This window comes from Rhodococcus sp. C-2, assembly GCF_027854095.1.
Lineage (GTDB): Bacteria > Actinomycetota > Actinomycetes > Mycobacteriales > Mycobacteriaceae > Rhodococcus_F > Rhodococcus_F qingshengii.
On the sequence record NZ_JAQGFI010000006.1, the window covers coordinates 277,022 to 291,073 of the forward strand.

Below are 14,052 nucleotides of genomic sequence, written 5' to 3' on the forward strand. Positions count from 1 at the left end.
TTCGATGCCTCACCATCAATCCGAGTACGACGACGCCGAACCGAGCTTGGTCCGGCCGTACGCGCTCACCGAAGGTCGGACCCTGCCGTCCATCGACCTCCCACTCGAAGCGATCATCGCGACGATCGAAGACGCGGTCTCGAACAATCTTGCACCGCAGGATATTCGTGCATCGATCGTCGCACTCTGCGAGCAGCGGATCTCGGTTGCCGAGATCGCTGCCCACCTGGGTGTTCCGATCGGAGTCGTGCGGGTACTGGTCGCCGACCTCGTAGTAGCCGGATCACTGGAAATACATGCCACTCTGCGAAGCGACGCATCTCGAGTCGAGCGACGCGAACTGATCGAAAGGACCCTCAGTGGACTTCGGGCACTCTGACTCATCGTCTCGCGTGAAATCGACAAAAATCGTGATCGCCGGGGGTTTCGGTGTTGGCAAGACAACACTTGTGGGGACCGTCTCCGAAATCGTCCCCCTTCGCACGGAGGCCATGGTCACCGACGCCAGCGACGGTATCGACAATCTCGGATCCACTCCCGACAAGAGCACCACGACGGTCGCGATGGACTTCGGGCGCATCACTCTCGCCGACGACCTGGTCCTCTATCTGTTCGGAACCCCGGGACAGCGCCGCTTCTGGTTCATGTGGGACGACCTGATCACCGGTGCGATCGGTGCGGTCATTCTGGTCGACACGCGTCGCCTGGAAGACAGCTTCGCCGCAGTCGACTTCTTCGAGGCGCGAGGCCTCCCGTTCATCGTGGCGGTCAACCGTTTCGACGGCGCACCAATCCATTCGGCGAGCGATCTCCGCCAGGCGTTGGCTCTACCCAACCGGGTTCCCATGATCGAGATCGACGCCCGAAACCGCGAATCAGCCAAACGCGCGCTGATCGCCGTCACCGAATACTCCCTCGAACGACTTGCAGCTGAAGCAGTCGTCTAGATGAATCACCAGATGCGAATCGTCGCCGAAAGGAACTGGCATGTCGGATGAAATGCACCATTTCTCGATGGGAATCTGGCTGCTCGGACTCGCCTACGTCGTGTCCGTGGTCGGGTCGGTAGTCGGCCTGGCGTGCACCAGGCATTCAGCGTCGGCGACGACAACCGCCACACGCATGCGATGGCTCGCCATGGCTGCCTTGTCGATCGGTGGCGTCGCCATCTGGCTCATGCATTTCATCGCCATGCTCGGCTTCGCGGTCCCCGGCAGTCCCATTCGATACAACCTCGGATGGACCGTGATCTCCGCGATCATCTCAGTAGGGGCCGTGTTTGTCGGCCTGCTGATCATCGGGACCGAATTTCGCTGGACGCGGCTTCTGATCGGGGGCGTGGTAACCGGTCTCGCCGTGAACATCATGCATTACACGGGTATGCGCGCCTTGCGCTTTCAGGGCGAGATCCACTACGACCTGCTCTTCGTTGCACTGTCGGTTCTCATCGCAGTCGTCGCCGGAACCGCTGCACTGTGGTTCACCATGGTGCTCGAGTCCACGATTCTGCGTTTTGTCGCCGGAATCATCATGGGCATCGCTGTCGTCGGTATGCACTACACCGGAATGGCCGCTGTCGAGGTTGTTCACGACGCGGCAGCCCCGGCGCCACAGGGACTCGAAGTGTTCTCGTTCCTCTTCCCTGTCTTCGTTCTCGGCCTGCTGGCGTTGGCAGTTCCGATTGTCGCAGTGCTGACAGCACCCAACCGCGCGACGGCACGAATGGAATCCGCCGCCGACGATCTGGCGTTCGAAGCACGAGAGTTCGCGATCTCGAACTGAGCGAGTACGGGGCGAGTACGGGGCGAGTTCACGTAAATCGACAACGCCCCGTACATTTCGGGGATGGTGGATGCCGGACACAACCCCCAGCCATCGACTCGCGCAACGCTGGTCGTGATCGGTGGTTTGCCGGCCACCGGCAAGTCGACGATCGCGCGGGCGCTTGCGCAGCGTCACCAAATCCCCTTCGTGCGGATCGATACCATCGAACAGGCGCTGATACGCAGCGGTATCGCTGACGCGTCCGGGACCGCCGGATACATCACCGGGTACGCGCTCGCCGCCGAACAATTGCGACTGGGACTTTCGGTCGTGGTCGAATGCGTCAACCCCGTCGAGGCGACACGAAACGCCTGGTCCGCTACCGCACAACATAATTCGGCGCGCCTGCTCGGTGTCGAGGTCATCTGTTCGGATCCCGACGAGCATCGCAGACGCGCTGAACGGCGAGTCGTCGACATCCCGGATCTCGTACTACCGGCGTGGCAGGAAATTCTGGATCGAGACTACGAGCCGTGGACTACGGAACGGCTGGTGCTCGACACCGCAATCATGGACCCCGACAGTGCAGTACGACGCATCACAGCCAAGATGCTGTAGCGTGCGAGCTGCTCACAAGGTGAGAACGAAGAATGCGCTGTTCGGGTCTTCGCGGTAGTTCCCGAACGGTGGACAAGGCACGAACCCGAATTTCGCGTACAACCGGCGAGCTGGATCGAAGAACTCTTGCGTACCGGTCTCCAATTCGAGTTGCCGGTAACCTCGTTGTCTCGACTCGTCCACGACGTGTTGAAGAAGTCGCGTTCCCACGCCACGCCCCCTTGCTGCCGATGACGTTCGCATCGACTTGATCTCGCCGCCCGCCGACGACCGTTCCTTGAGTGCGACGCAACCGAGTAACTCGTCACCTTCGCTCCACAGCGTCCACATGGTCACAGAGCTATCCATCAGCCCCGTGACGTCCAGCGCGTGAACGCTGTCCGCGGGCGAGGTCGCGTGCATGTCGGCGAGATGTTCGGTGAGTAGAGCACGGACCGCATCCCGACTCAGGTCGTCAATTTCGATTCGCACAGATCCTCACTGTCCTCTTCGCTTCCGGCAGTACCGAATGAAAGTATGACTGTCCTTCACTTCGCCGAAGGCCTGGCCCGAACGTGGATGCGTTCTCCTTGGGGGCCGAACAGACTCAGTACCTCGACCGGGCCGCGCCCGTCACTGCCGAACCAATGCGGGTTTCGGGTGTCGAATTCAGCAGCTTCACCCGTACCCATCACGATGTCGTGATCGGCCAACACCAACCGCAACCTCCCCGACAGCACGTACAGCCATTCGTAGCCGTCGTGCACTTGGGGATCCGGTTCCGTCTGGCTTGCCGGGATGGTCATCTTGAATGCCTGCAACCCACCCGGTTGCCGAGTCAGCGGCAATACCGTTCGCCCACTGACGCTTCGAGGCGCACTCTGGATGCGTGGATCGGCGACCTGCGGTGCCGCCACCAGTTGGTCCAACGGCACTTGGTGGGCAAGCGCGATCGGAAGCAGCAACTCCAAGCTCGGGCGACGCTCCCCCGCTTCGAGCCTCGACAGGGTGCTCTTCGAAATACCGGTGGACTCGGACAGCGCTGTGAGCGTGACGTTCCTCTGTGTACGAATGCGTTTGAGGCGCGCGCCGATCTGCGAGATGGCGGCATCGATGTGCGGACCGTTGACATTCATGGTGCCGAGTCTGACGACGATTCCCAGAAATGGCAACATTAGTTGCTGAAGAACCCCCTCCGCGAGCAATCTGTGCTCATGCGAACACACACTGAAACTGAGATCCTCGACGCCGTGATCGTCGGCGGTGGCGCCGCCGGACTCAGCGCAGCCCTGGTGTTGGGTCGTGCTCGGCGCTCGGCCGCCGTCATCGATTCCGGCAAACCGCGCAACGCACCGGCAGCACACATGCACGGCTTCCTCTCGCGCGACGGCATGGCGCCACGTGAGTTGCTCGCCGTCGGACGCAGCGAATTGCAGACGTACGGAGTGGAATTGACACAAGATGACGTAGTCGACATCTCCTGGCGCGGTATCGAACCCGGCTTTGTCGTCGAACTTTCAGGAGGCACGACGCTCGAAACTCGTACTGTGCTGGTTGCCACCGGTCTACGGGATTCACTCCCGGAAATACCAGGCATCCAGGAGCTTTGGGGACAAAGCGTGCTCCATTGCCCGTACTGCCATGCGTACGAGATCAGCGACCAACCGATCGGCGTTCTCGGCGGCGACGCTCGCGAGATGTCACTTCACCAGGCGTTTCTACTCCGACAGTGGTCGTCGGATGTGACGTTCTTCCCCGACAAGATCTCGCTCACCCCCGACGAACGCGCGCGACTGGCTGCCCGAGGAGTGACGGTTGCCGACGGATCGGTATCTGGATTGGTCTGCGAGAAAAGCAAACTGAAAGCCGTCGAACTCGACAACGGCCAACTTGTTGCGCGCTCAGCACTGTTCGTTGCGCCGCGTTTCGTTCCGAACGACGCACATCTGACGCGACTCGGCTGCAAAACCAGCCCCACGGGATTCGTGGCTGTCGATCGTTCCGGCGCCACCAGTGTTCCTGGTATCTGGGGCGCCGGCAACGTCGTCGACCCTCGCGCCCAGGTAATCAATGCTGCGGCGGCAGGTTCGACCGCGGCAATCGCGATCAACGGATATCTGGTCGAGCAAGATGTCGAATCGGCTCTTCGTTCGACCGAGCCGGAAGGGGGCTTCTCGGCGACCGTGGAGCAACGCGTCTGCGAGTTGAACGGCGGCAGCGCCCTCCACGGCATGTGACCGAGGTGTCTACGTCGCGGGGCCGCCGTGCAACTTCTCGTAGGCGGCCTTCTCGGCGTCGTGGCGCGAGATCTTCTTCGGGTTCTCGAGGTCGGAAGGCAAACCGTGACGCTCGAGGCGACGCGACCTGTTCTGAGCCATGTAGGAGACCGAATAGAACAGCGCCAGAAGCACTCCGAGCAGCACCATCGACGCCCGCAGGGCCCACGGCCCAGGGAAGAGCATGAAGGCCGCGAACACTGGAATGAACGGCACCATGCTTCGGATCAGGTGACGCGGCACGGCCCAGTCACCGATCAGGTCGTTTCGTACCCAGTCCTGCATCGAATCGGGCAGCTTGCGCCCCACTGAATAACCCAACCACTGAAGAGGATTCGGGCTCGTACGTTGCTTTTTGGAAGTCACGGAAGTCACCTGTTCGGTACGCATCGACGGTACTGACGCAGTCATCACGTTTTTTTCGGATGCAGTCATCACATTTCTCTCATTGGTCCAAGGCTCCGGCGCGGAGCGCGGCCTCGTTGACCCGCGTCAGAACGTTGTGGAGTTCTTCGAGTTCGGCGAGGCTGACGCCGAGCTTCGCGACAACCGCCGGCGGGATCTTCTCCGCCTCCGCGCGCAGTGCCACACCGGCTTCGGTGAGGTCCACGTCCAGTTGCCGTTCGTCGGCGCGGCTACGGGTTCGCGTGATCAGCCCGGACGCCTCGAGTCGCTTGAGGAGCGGCGACAGCGTCGGCGAATCGAGTTGCAGTGCCTGCCCGATTTCCTTGACCGCCATCGGCGACTTTCCCCACAGTGCCAGCATCACCAGGTACTGGGGATGCGTGAGGCCCATCGGCTCGAGCAGTGGCCGGTAGACGGACAGCACCGCCCGGTTCGCGACCGCAAGTGCAAAGCACACCTGCCGGTCGAGAGCCAGCGGATCATCCATCTGCGTCTGCGGAGCCTTCGTCGTCATGACTCCGATGTTATCAGATTAATTAGTGCAGCAACTATTATTGCACTAATCAATCTGGCGACGATCGTCACTCTTCTCCAACGTCGACGTGGGTTGCCCGGTGAGACCCACGTGCGCTTCCGCCCTCATTCGCTCCACCATGTGCGGGTAGTGCAGCTCGAACGCCGGACGCTCACTGCGGATGCGCGGCAACTCGGTGAAGTTGTGACGCGGCGGCGGGCAGGTGGTTGCCCACTCCAGCGAGTTTCCGTAACCCCACGGATCGTCGACGGTGACAACTTCGCCGTAGCGGTAGCTCTTGAAGACGTTCCAGATGAACGGAAGCGTCGAGGCACCGAGCACGAAGGCAAAGATCGTGGACACCGAGTTCAGAACCGTGAACCCGTCCGAGGGCAGGTAGTCGGCATAGCGACGCGGCATCCCCTCGCCGCCGAGCCAGTGCTGAACGAGGAACGTGCCGTGGAAACCGACGAACGTGGTCCAGAAGTGCCACTTGCCGAGACGCTCGTCCATCATGCGACCGGTCATCTTCGGGAACCAGAAGTAGATACCGGCGTACGTGGCGAACACGACCGTACCGAAGACCACGTAATGGAAGTGGGCGACGACAAAATACGTGTCGGTGACATGGAAGTCGATCGGCGGGCTCGCGAGAATGACACCCGACAGACCACCGAACAGGAAGGTGATCAAGAAGCCGACCGAGAACAGCATCGGCGATTCGAAGGTCAACTGCCCCTTCCACATCGTGCCGATCCAGTTGAAGATCTTCACACCTGTCGGCACGGCGATCAGGAACGTCATGAACGAGAAGTACGGCAGGAGAACAGCACCCGTCGCGTACATGTGGTGAGCCCACACCGCGATCGACAGAGCTGAAATCGCCAGTGTCGCATAGACCAATCCGGTGTACCCGAAGATCGGCTTGCGGCTGAAGACCGGGAAGATCTCCGAGACGATACCGAAGAACGGCAGCGCGATGATGTACACCTCGGGGTGACCGAAGAACCAGAACAGGTGCTGCCACAACAGAACTCCACCCGACGCCGGGTCGAAGATGTGCCCACCGAGATGACGGTCGACGAACAGACCCATGAACGCAGCGGTCAAGAGCGGGAACGCCATCAAGATCAGAATGCTGGTGATGAAGATGTTCCACGTGAAGATGGACATCCGAAACATCGTCATACCTGGTGCGCGCAGGCAGATCACGGTGGTGATCATGTTGACCGCACCGAGAATGGTGCCGAGGCCACCGACCGTCAGACCGAAGACCCACAGGTCGGCGCCGACGCCGGGACTGTGCACCGCGCCCGACAACGGGGTGTACGCGGTCCAACCGAAGTCGGCAGCGCCGCCCGGCGTAAGGAATCCGCCGAGAACGATGAGACCACCAAAAGTGAAGAGCCAGAATCCGAATGCGTTCAGACGCGGGAACGCCACGTCCGGGGCACCGATCTGCAGCGGAAGTATGTAGTTCGCGAAGCCGAAAACGACGGGCGTCGCGTACAGCAGCAACATGATCGTGCCGTGCATGGTGAACAACTGGTTGAACTGCTCGTTCGAGAGGAACTGCATCCCGGGGACAGCCAGTTCCGCACGCATGAACAGGGCCATCAGGCCGCCGATCAGGAAGAACACGAAAGCCGTGATCATGTACATGATCCCGATCTTCTTGTGATCGGTGGTCTTGATCATGTCGAACATCCACGACCCCTTGGGATCACGGCGCTTCGGGTACGGCCGCTCCGGAATCGGCTCCAACTCTCCGGTCCGCTCGTCCGGCACCGTTGTCGTCATGCTCGCGCGTCCTCTTTCGTGCTCGATACCGCCTCAAGAACTTTCCGCACGACCATATCGCATGTTAATAGTTAATGCACAAACTAAGTGTGGCCGACGTGAGCAACTATCGAAAACCGAACGTACGCAACCTTTTGCAGATTTCGGTGAGATAAAGTCAGGCGGCGGAATAGGTCGAGGGTCCGCCGCGTTGAACAAACCCGTGACTCTTCCCGACACATCGACAGCACCCGAGGCCTCCGCGTTGCGCGGCCTCTTCGAGCCTTTCGAGGTCAAATCACTCTCGTTGCGTAACCGTTTCGCCATGGCCCCGATGACGCGCGCCTTCTCGCCGGACGGAATCCCCGGCGCCGACGTAGCCGAGTACTACCGTCGTCGCGCAGCAGGTGGTGTCGGCCTGATCATCACCGAAGGCACGTACATCCCGGACCCGGCAGCCGGCCCGCACACCCGCGTACCGCGCATCTACGGCGATTCGAGCCTGGGTGGCTGGAAGTCGGTTGTCGACGCCGTCCACGCCGAAGGCGGATCGATCATTCCTCAGCTGTGGCACCTCGGAGTCGAACGCGGCGAGAACTCGCGCCTGAACCCCGAGGTCGAAACCGTCAGCCCCTCCGGCCTGGCACTGGACGGAACCCGCCTGGGACGAGAATTCACCACCTCTGACCTCGACGACTTGAAGCAGTCGTGGGTCGACGCCGCACTCAATGCGAAGAACACCGGCTTCGACGGTCTCGAGTTGCACGGAGCACATGGCTACCTGCTCGACGAATTTCTCTGGGCGGGAACCAATGTCCGAACCGACGGATACGGCGGATCACTCGAGGCCCGCACCCGTTTCCCGGCCGAGGTCGTCGCCGCAATCCGAGAGGCCGTCGGGGACGAGTTCGCGATCGTCTACCGATTCTCGCAGTGGAAGTCCGGCCATTACGACGCTCGTATCGCCCAGAGCCCGGCAGAACTCGGCCGCATCCTCGCTCCCCTGGTCGACGCCGGCGTCGACGTTCTGCATCCGTCCACGAGGCGTCATTGGGAACCGGCATTCGCTGAACTCGACGGTGAAGACGGCACACTCGGCCTCGCCGGTTGGACGAAGAAGCTGACCGGGTTGCCGACCATCACCGTCGGTTCGGTCGGACTCGATTCCGTGTTCACGACGGCATTCACCGGCGACGCTGCATCTGCTGTCACCGGACTGGAGCGTCTCGAAGCTCAGTACGAGAGGGGTGAATTCGACATGGTTGCCATCGGGCGCGCGCTGCTCGCCGATCCCGAGTGGGTCGAGAAGCTCCGCACCGGACGCGCGGACGAGCACATCGCATTCACCGCAGAACATCGCACACACCTGAACTGACCTCGCACGACAAAACGGCACTCCCGCAATTGTGGGAGTGCCGTTTGTGGGTCTGCCGGAAGTACTAGCTGCCGAGCGTGACCGGGTCGGGGCCGATGCGGCCGGCCGGGTCGTCGAGAGCACCGATCGCGTTGATCTGTTCCGGTGTCAGTTCGAATCCGAAGACATCGAAGTTGGCGGCGATACGTTCGGGGGTCACCGACTTCGGAATCACCACGTTTCCGATCTGCAGGTGCCAGCGAATAATCACCTGAGCCGCGGTGACGCCATGAGCGTCGGCGATAGCGGTGATGACGGGGTCGCCGAGAACGGTTCCCTGTCCGAGCGGGCTCCACGCTTCCGTCGCGATTCCCTTGCCGGTGTGGAAGGCGCGCAGTTCGGCTTGGTTGAACTTGGGGTGAAGCTCGATCTGGTTGAGGACCGGCACCTCACCGGTTTCACCGATGACACGCTCGAGGTTCTCGATGGTGAAGTTGGAGACACCGATGGATCGAACCCGTCCGTCGGCCTTGAGCTTCTGGAATGCCTTGAACGTCTCGACGTACAGGTCCTTGGACGGAACCGGCCAGTGGATCAGGTACAGGTCGAGGTACTCGAGACCCAACTTGTCGAGGCTGGCGTCGAATGCCGCAAGCGTCGAGTCGTAGCCTTGGTCGTCGTTCCACAGTTTTGTCGTGATGTAGAGGTCTTCGCGGGCGATGCCGGATTCGGCGATCGCGCGGCCGACGCCCACCTCGTTGCCGTAGATCTTGGCGGTGTCGATACTGCGGTAGCCGGTCTTCAGGGCTGTGGAGACGGCCTCCTGCGTCTCGTCGTCCGGAACCTGGAACACACCGAATCCGAGTGCGGGGATCGTCTTACCGTCGTTCAGAACAATGGTCGGTACAGAGGTCACATCGTTGGTCTCGGTCATATATGGATCCAACGCGCGAGGGCCGGGAGGCATTCCCCGCCGAACCTCCGGGCAGTGCCCTTGTACCGCCCGAAATGCCGGTCTACCTTGGAAGACAAGTATTGGAATCGCCTCGAGAAAAGAGAGAGCGATGAATCTTTCATATCGTCTCGCCTACAAGGTCGGTGTCACTCCGTGGGAGCACACCGGGCACGGGTTCGACGCTCAACTGTCCGGCCTTCTGGATGCGATTCCCGTCCCGGAAGGTGGCCGTGCACTCGATATCGGTTGCGGCACCGGACGCCATTCCATCGAGCTGGCGCAACGCGGTTGGCACGTCACCGGCGTCGACGCCGAACAGGAACCGCTGGACAAAGCGCGCATACACGCGCGTGAAGCACACGTCGACGTCCGGTTCCTCCACGAGGACGCGGCAGACCTGCACATTGCTGTCGACGGCGGGCACATGCTGGTGCTCGACATCGGCTGTTTTCACGGGCTCACCGATCATCAACGACGGGACTACGGGAGGTCGGTCAACGCGATCACCGCACCCAGGGCGTCCATGGTGATGTTCGCATTCGGACCGGGGCACCGTTGGCCGATGCCACACGGCGTCTCGGAGGAGGACGTCATGCGAGCATTCGACGGTTGGTCGATGGCCTCGAGCATGGCCGCGGACGTGAGTGAATCGCCACTTCCGGTCCGTGCGGCACATCCGTGCTGGTATCACCTGGTCCGTGGCTGACTGCTGTGCGCCTTTATTAACCGCCCGCGGTTAATAAAGGCGCACAGCACCGGGGATACTTCTCAGGTGACTGCAACACTGCGCATCAGCGGCCTCTCTGCTTCCCGGGGAGAACGCACCCTGTTCTCCGACCTCGATCTCACCGTTGCCCCCGGCGACGTCATCGGCCTCGTCGGCGCGAACGGCGCCGGCAAGTCGACGCTTCTCACCGCACTGGCCGGAATCGGAACCGCCGACGTCGAGGGTTCGATCATCCTCAGCCCGCCGGATGCTGCGGTCGGTTACCTCGCGCAGGAACCCGATCGCATCGAGGGTGAGACCGTCCTCGAGTTCCTCGGCCGCCGCACCGGCGTCGCCCACGCCGAGGAAGTCATGAACGCCGCAGCCGAAACCCTGGCCGAAGCCGAAGAGGATCTGTACTCCCCGGCACTGGAACGCTGGCTCGCTCTCGGCGGCGCCGACCTGCTCGAGCGCGCCGAGAAGGTGGTCGAAGAACTCGGTCTCGGAGTTCCACTCGATGCACATATGACGGCATTGTCCGGCGGTCAGGCCGCGCGCGCCGGCCTCGCGTCACTGTTGCTTTCGCGCTACGACATTCTCTTGTTGGACGAGCCCACCAACGATCTCGACCTACGCGGTCTCGAGCAGTTGGAGCGATTTGTCGCCGAGACGCGCGCAGCACTGGTTGTCGTGAGCCACGATCGCGAGTTCCTCTCGCGCACCGTCACCGGAATCGTGGAACTCGATCTGGCACAACAGGACATCGCCGTGTACGACGGCGGCTACGAGTCGTACCTCGCCGAACGCGAGATCGCCCGCCAGCACGCACGCGAGGCGTTCGAGGAATACGCAGGCACCCGCTCCGATCTCGAAGATCGCGCACAGATGCAGCGCAACTGGATGGAACACGGCGTCCGCAACGCGCGTCGTAAAGCCAAAGACAACGACAAGATCGGACGCGGATTGCGGACCGAGTCGACGGAGAAGCAAGCCGCGAAGGCCCGCCAGACTCAACGCCGCATCGAGCGACTCGAAGTCGTCGAGGAACCGCGCAAGGAGTGGGAACTTCGCATGGAGATCGCGGCGGCGCCGCGGTCCGGTTCCGTTGTCGCAACCACGAACGGCGCCAAGGTAACTCGCGGTCAGTTCACGTTCGGTCCGGTCACGACGCAGATCGACTGGGGCGATCGGATTCTCGTCACGGGCGCGAACGGGGCAGGCAAGACCACCCTCCTGAACGTCCTGCTCGGCAAACTCGTCCCGGACGAGGGCATCGCGTCGCTGGGTTCCGGTGTCGCGATCGGTGAGATCGATCAGGCGCGTGGATTGTTCGAAGGTGATCAACCAGTCGTGGAGGCCTTCGGTGCGCAGGTTCCGGACTGGCCCGATGCCGATGTCCGCACTCTCCTCGCCAAGTTCGGCCTGCGCGGACACCACGTACTCAGATCTGCCGCTTCCCTGTCCCCCGGCGAGAGAACAAGGGCTGCACTTGCTTTGCTCCAGGCTCGCGGCGTGAACCTACTGGTACTGGACGAGCCGACGAACCATCTCGACCTTCCGGCGATCGAACAGCTCGAGCAGGCAATGGAGTCGTTCGAGGGAACCCTCCTTCTGGTCACTCACGATCGACGCATGCTGCAGTCCACCCGAAGCACGCGCCGGTGGCGAATGGAGAACGGACAGCTCTTCGAGGAGTAGCCGATCGACTCTGCTTGCGCAGACAACCCGCGTGTGCAACTATTTATCAGGCGCACGCAATAGTTGCATGCGCGGCATAGGTGGCCCGCGGATGAGATGATCCCCCGTCGAGCTGCCACATCCCAGTCCCGAAAGGCACTCTTCAATGTTGTCGATCCCCGACCGCACACTGACTCACGGAACCACCGGCGAGCCGATCACCATCCCGCAACTCGGGTACGGCGTTTTCCAGGTACCGGACGCACAGACCGAAGAGGTCACTGCCGCAGCTCTCGAGATCGGCTACCGCCACATCGACACGGCCGCGATCTACGGAAATGAAGCCGGAGTCGGCCGCGCCATCGCAGGTTCGGATATCCCTAGGTCAGAGCTGTTCGTCACCACCAAGCTGTGGAATGACGATCAGGGCCACGACCGAACACTCGCCGCTTTCGACACCAGCCTCGACAAGCTCGGACTCGACTACGTCGACCTCTATCTGATTCACTGGCCCGCGCCGGCAAAGGGCCTGTTCGTCGAGACCTGGGCGGCATTCGAGCAAATTCTCGCCTCCGGCCGCACCCGGGCGATCGGTGTGTCCAACTTCCTGCCCGAGCACCTCGAACTGCTGGCCGAGCACAGCTCGATCACCCCGGCCGTCAACCAGATCGAATTGCACCCCAGACTGCAACAGCACGCGTCACGGGAGTACGCGCGAAGTCGCGGCATCGAAATCGAGGCTTGGAGCCCATTGGGACAAGGAACCATCCTCGACGACCCGGCCATCGGGAAAATTGCTGCAGCACACGGCAAGAGCCCGGCACAGATAATTCTGCGCTGGCATCTCGAACAGGGTCACACCGTTCTGTCGAAGTCGGTCACGCCTGCACGCATGCGCGACAACGCCGCAATCTTCGACTTCGCACTCGATGCCGACGAGTCAGCGGCCATCGCAGCGCTGAACACCGACAGCCGTGTCGGGCCTGATCCAGTCGAATTGAACTGAATCGAAACGGCTTCAAGAATTTTCGTGGGGAGTCAACGTCAGCAGCACAGAATCGACGGACTGCTCGGCCAGGAGCGCGTCCAGCGGTAAGTGACGGAACAACGCTCGGTAATAGATCGGCGACGCCAGCGCGTCCAGGACGAAGTCCAGGTCGAAGTCGCTCCGTATGTCGCCGCGTAGGCGCGCCGATTCCAGCACTGCCGCAGTGGAATCGCGTCGTGGCTGAAAGAATGCCGACTGGAAATCCCGCGCCAATTCCGGGTCCGCCGCCAGATCCGCGACCAACGCGGGCAGGATCCGCCCGACTACCGTTTCGCTCAGCCCCACAACCAATGTCGTGATGCCGGCGACCAGGTCTGCCCTGAGATCGCCGGTGTCCGGCGTTGGATCAGTGCCGATGTGCGCCACGACGACGTCCACCACCAGATGCCGCTTCGACGGCCATCTCCGGTAGATGGCGGGTCGATGCACGCCCGCTCTCGTCGCCACCGAACCGATCGACAGCTCCGCATATCCGTTCTCCCCCAACAACTCCAGGGTTGCCGCCAGAACGGCGTCGTCGATCCGCTCGTCGCGGGCGCGCACCATCTACAGCACCGGCCGCGGCATGAGCACCAGACGCCAGCCGTCGGGATCTTCGAAAGTCATCCCCGCATTCTCCTCCCAGTACGGATTCTCGGCGCCAACGGGTTCGTGCCCTGCTTCCCCCAACCTCTGAACTACCTCGTACATCGCCGACTCGCCGGCGAAGTAGAGCACCAACAGGTTGTCCTGCGTCGGCGCCGGGCACGGGCTTCCGTCTTCGTGGGTCGTGAATTCGAGGTGATAGTTCGAATCCGGCAGACCCAGCATGATTCCGTCGTACCCGGCATGACCGGAGAACCGGTAGAGCTCTGGCAATCCCAGACAGTCGCGATAGAACGCAATCACGTCGTCGAGCCTGTCGGTGGGTCGCGCTACGCGCACTTGCACTACTGCGAGGTCGTTCGGCCAAGTTGTCATTCCAAAACAGTACAGTA

At 61.9% G+C, this 14,052-nt stretch carries 17 protein-coding genes; 9 read left to right on the forward strand and 8 right to left on the reverse strand.

What is annotated here, in order from left to right; translation table 11 throughout:
* The first annotated feature begins 4 nt into the window (after positions 1-4).
* The 4 genes from PCS43_RS15170 to PCS43_RS15185 all read left to right on the forward strand — a co-directional run bounded on the left by PCS43_RS15170 (position 5) and on the right by PCS43_RS15185 (position 2,382).
* Positions 5-379 (forward strand): DUF742 domain-containing protein, encoded by a 375-nt coding sequence (locus PCS43_RS15170; protein WP_007727785.1) that lies wholly within the window; start codon positions 5-7, stop codon positions 377-379.
* The gene (locus PCS43_RS15175; protein WP_003940118.1) at positions 360-947 is read left to right on the forward strand and encodes a GTP-binding protein; all 588 of its coding nucleotides are present in this window, start codon (positions 360-362) and stop codon (positions 945-947) included. Before PCS43_RS15170 ends, PCS43_RS15175 begins: the two co-directional genes overlap by 20 nt.
* A 40-nt stretch (positions 948-987) precedes the next feature.
* Entirely contained in the window at positions 988-1,782 is a 795-nt protein-coding gene (locus PCS43_RS15180) for an MHYT domain-containing protein (RefSeq protein WP_003939865.1), read from the forward strand.
* 63 nt (positions 1,783-1,845) lie between these two features.
* Positions 1,846-2,382 (forward strand): AAA family ATPase, encoded by a 537-nt coding sequence (locus PCS43_RS15185; protein ID WP_042451125.1) that lies wholly within the window; start codon positions 1,846-1,848, stop codon positions 2,380-2,382.
* Positions 2,383-2,394: 12 nt separating this feature from the next.
* On the opposite strand, the gene PCS43_RS15190 is transcribed toward PCS43_RS15185, so the two are convergent.
* Both PCS43_RS15190 and PCS43_RS15195 read right to left on the reverse strand, forming a co-directional pair.
* Entirely contained in the window at positions 2,395-2,853 is a 459-nt protein-coding gene (locus tag PCS43_RS15190; RefSeq protein ID WP_042451126.1) for a GNAT family N-acetyltransferase, read from the reverse strand.
* Between the two features lie 56 nt (positions 2,854-2,909).
* Complete coding sequence (locus tag PCS43_RS15195) at positions 2,910-3,536, reverse strand: helix-turn-helix domain-containing protein (protein ID WP_007727793.1); 627 nt, start codon at positions 3,534-3,536, stop codon at positions 2,910-2,912.
* Positions 3,537-3,569: 33 nt separating this feature from the next.
* On the opposite strand from PCS43_RS15195, the gene PCS43_RS15200 reads away from it, so the two are divergent.
* Entirely contained in the window at positions 3,570-4,598 is a 1,029-nt protein-coding gene (locus tag PCS43_RS15200) for an NAD(P)/FAD-dependent oxidoreductase (protein ID WP_080961285.1), read from the forward strand.
* Between the two features lie 9 nt (positions 4,599-4,607).
* On the opposite strand, the gene PCS43_RS15205 is transcribed toward PCS43_RS15200, so the two are convergent.
* Genes PCS43_RS15205 through ctaD form a run of 3 tightly spaced genes read right to left on the reverse strand, consistent with a single transcriptional unit; the run spans position 4,608 to position 7,356 of the window.
* Positions 4,608-5,027, reverse strand: coding sequence for a DUF5313 family protein (locus PCS43_RS15205; protein WP_042451127.1), 420 nt, complete (start codon positions 5,025-5,027; stop codon positions 4,608-4,610).
* 55 nt (positions 5,028-5,082) lie between these two features.
* Entirely contained in the window at positions 5,083-5,556 is a 474-nt protein-coding gene (locus PCS43_RS15210) for a MarR family winged helix-turn-helix transcriptional regulator (RefSeq protein WP_003939892.1), read from the reverse strand.
* Positions 5,557-5,601: 45 nt separating this feature from the next.
* Positions 5,602-7,356, reverse strand: coding sequence for an aa3-type cytochrome oxidase subunit I (gene ctaD / locus PCS43_RS15215; protein WP_046379038.1), 1,755 nt, complete (start codon positions 7,354-7,356; stop codon positions 5,602-5,604).
* 202 nt (positions 7,357-7,558) lie between these two features.
* Between ctaD and PCS43_RS15220 the strand changes: the two genes are divergently transcribed.
* Entirely contained in the window at positions 7,559-8,710 is a 1,152-nt protein-coding gene (locus tag PCS43_RS15220; RefSeq protein WP_047270896.1) for an NADH:flavin oxidoreductase, read from the forward strand.
* Positions 8,711-8,774: 64 nt separating this feature from the next.
* Here the strand turns inward: PCS43_RS15220 and PCS43_RS15225 are convergent, their stop codons facing one another.
* Positions 8,775-9,623: an aldo/keto reductase gene (locus tag PCS43_RS15225; RefSeq protein ID WP_037128502.1), complete on the reverse strand. Its 849-nt coding sequence runs from the start codon at positions 9,621-9,623 to the stop codon at positions 8,775-8,777.
* 130 nt (positions 9,624-9,753) lie between these two features.
* Here PCS43_RS15225 and PCS43_RS15230 point away from each other — a divergent pair, with 130 nt between their 5' ends.
* The 3 genes from PCS43_RS15230 (at position 9,754) to PCS43_RS15240 (ending at position 13,033) form a co-directional block, all read left to right on the forward strand.
* Positions 9,754-10,350, forward strand: a complete 597-nt coding sequence (locus PCS43_RS15230; RefSeq protein ID WP_047270898.1) for a class I SAM-dependent methyltransferase — start codon at positions 9,754-9,756, stop codon at positions 10,348-10,350.
* A 66-nt stretch (positions 10,351-10,416) separates the two neighbouring features.
* On the forward strand, positions 10,417-12,048 hold the full coding sequence (locus tag PCS43_RS15235) for an ABC-F family ATP-binding cassette domain-containing protein (RefSeq protein WP_030535395.1): 1,632 nt from the start codon (positions 10,417-10,419) through the stop codon (positions 12,046-12,048).
* A gap of 145 nt (positions 12,049-12,193) precedes the next feature.
* Entirely contained in the window at positions 12,194-13,033 is an 840-nt protein-coding gene (locus PCS43_RS15240; protein WP_058037842.1) for an aldo/keto reductase, read from the forward strand.
* Between the two features lie 12 nt (positions 13,034-13,045).
* Here PCS43_RS15240 and PCS43_RS15245 read toward each other — a convergent pair whose 3' ends face one another.
* Both PCS43_RS15245 and PCS43_RS15250 read right to left on the reverse strand, forming a co-directional pair.
* A complete protein-coding gene (locus PCS43_RS15245) occupies positions 13,046-13,621 on the reverse strand; it encodes a TetR/AcrR family transcriptional regulator (RefSeq protein ID WP_007733408.1) in 576 nt (191 codons plus the stop codon).
* Positions 13,622-14,035: a VOC family protein gene (locus PCS43_RS15250; protein WP_021332241.1), complete on the reverse strand. Its 414-nt coding sequence runs from the start codon at positions 14,033-14,035 to the stop codon at positions 13,622-13,624.
* Positions 14,036-14,052: the final 17 nt, after the last annotated feature.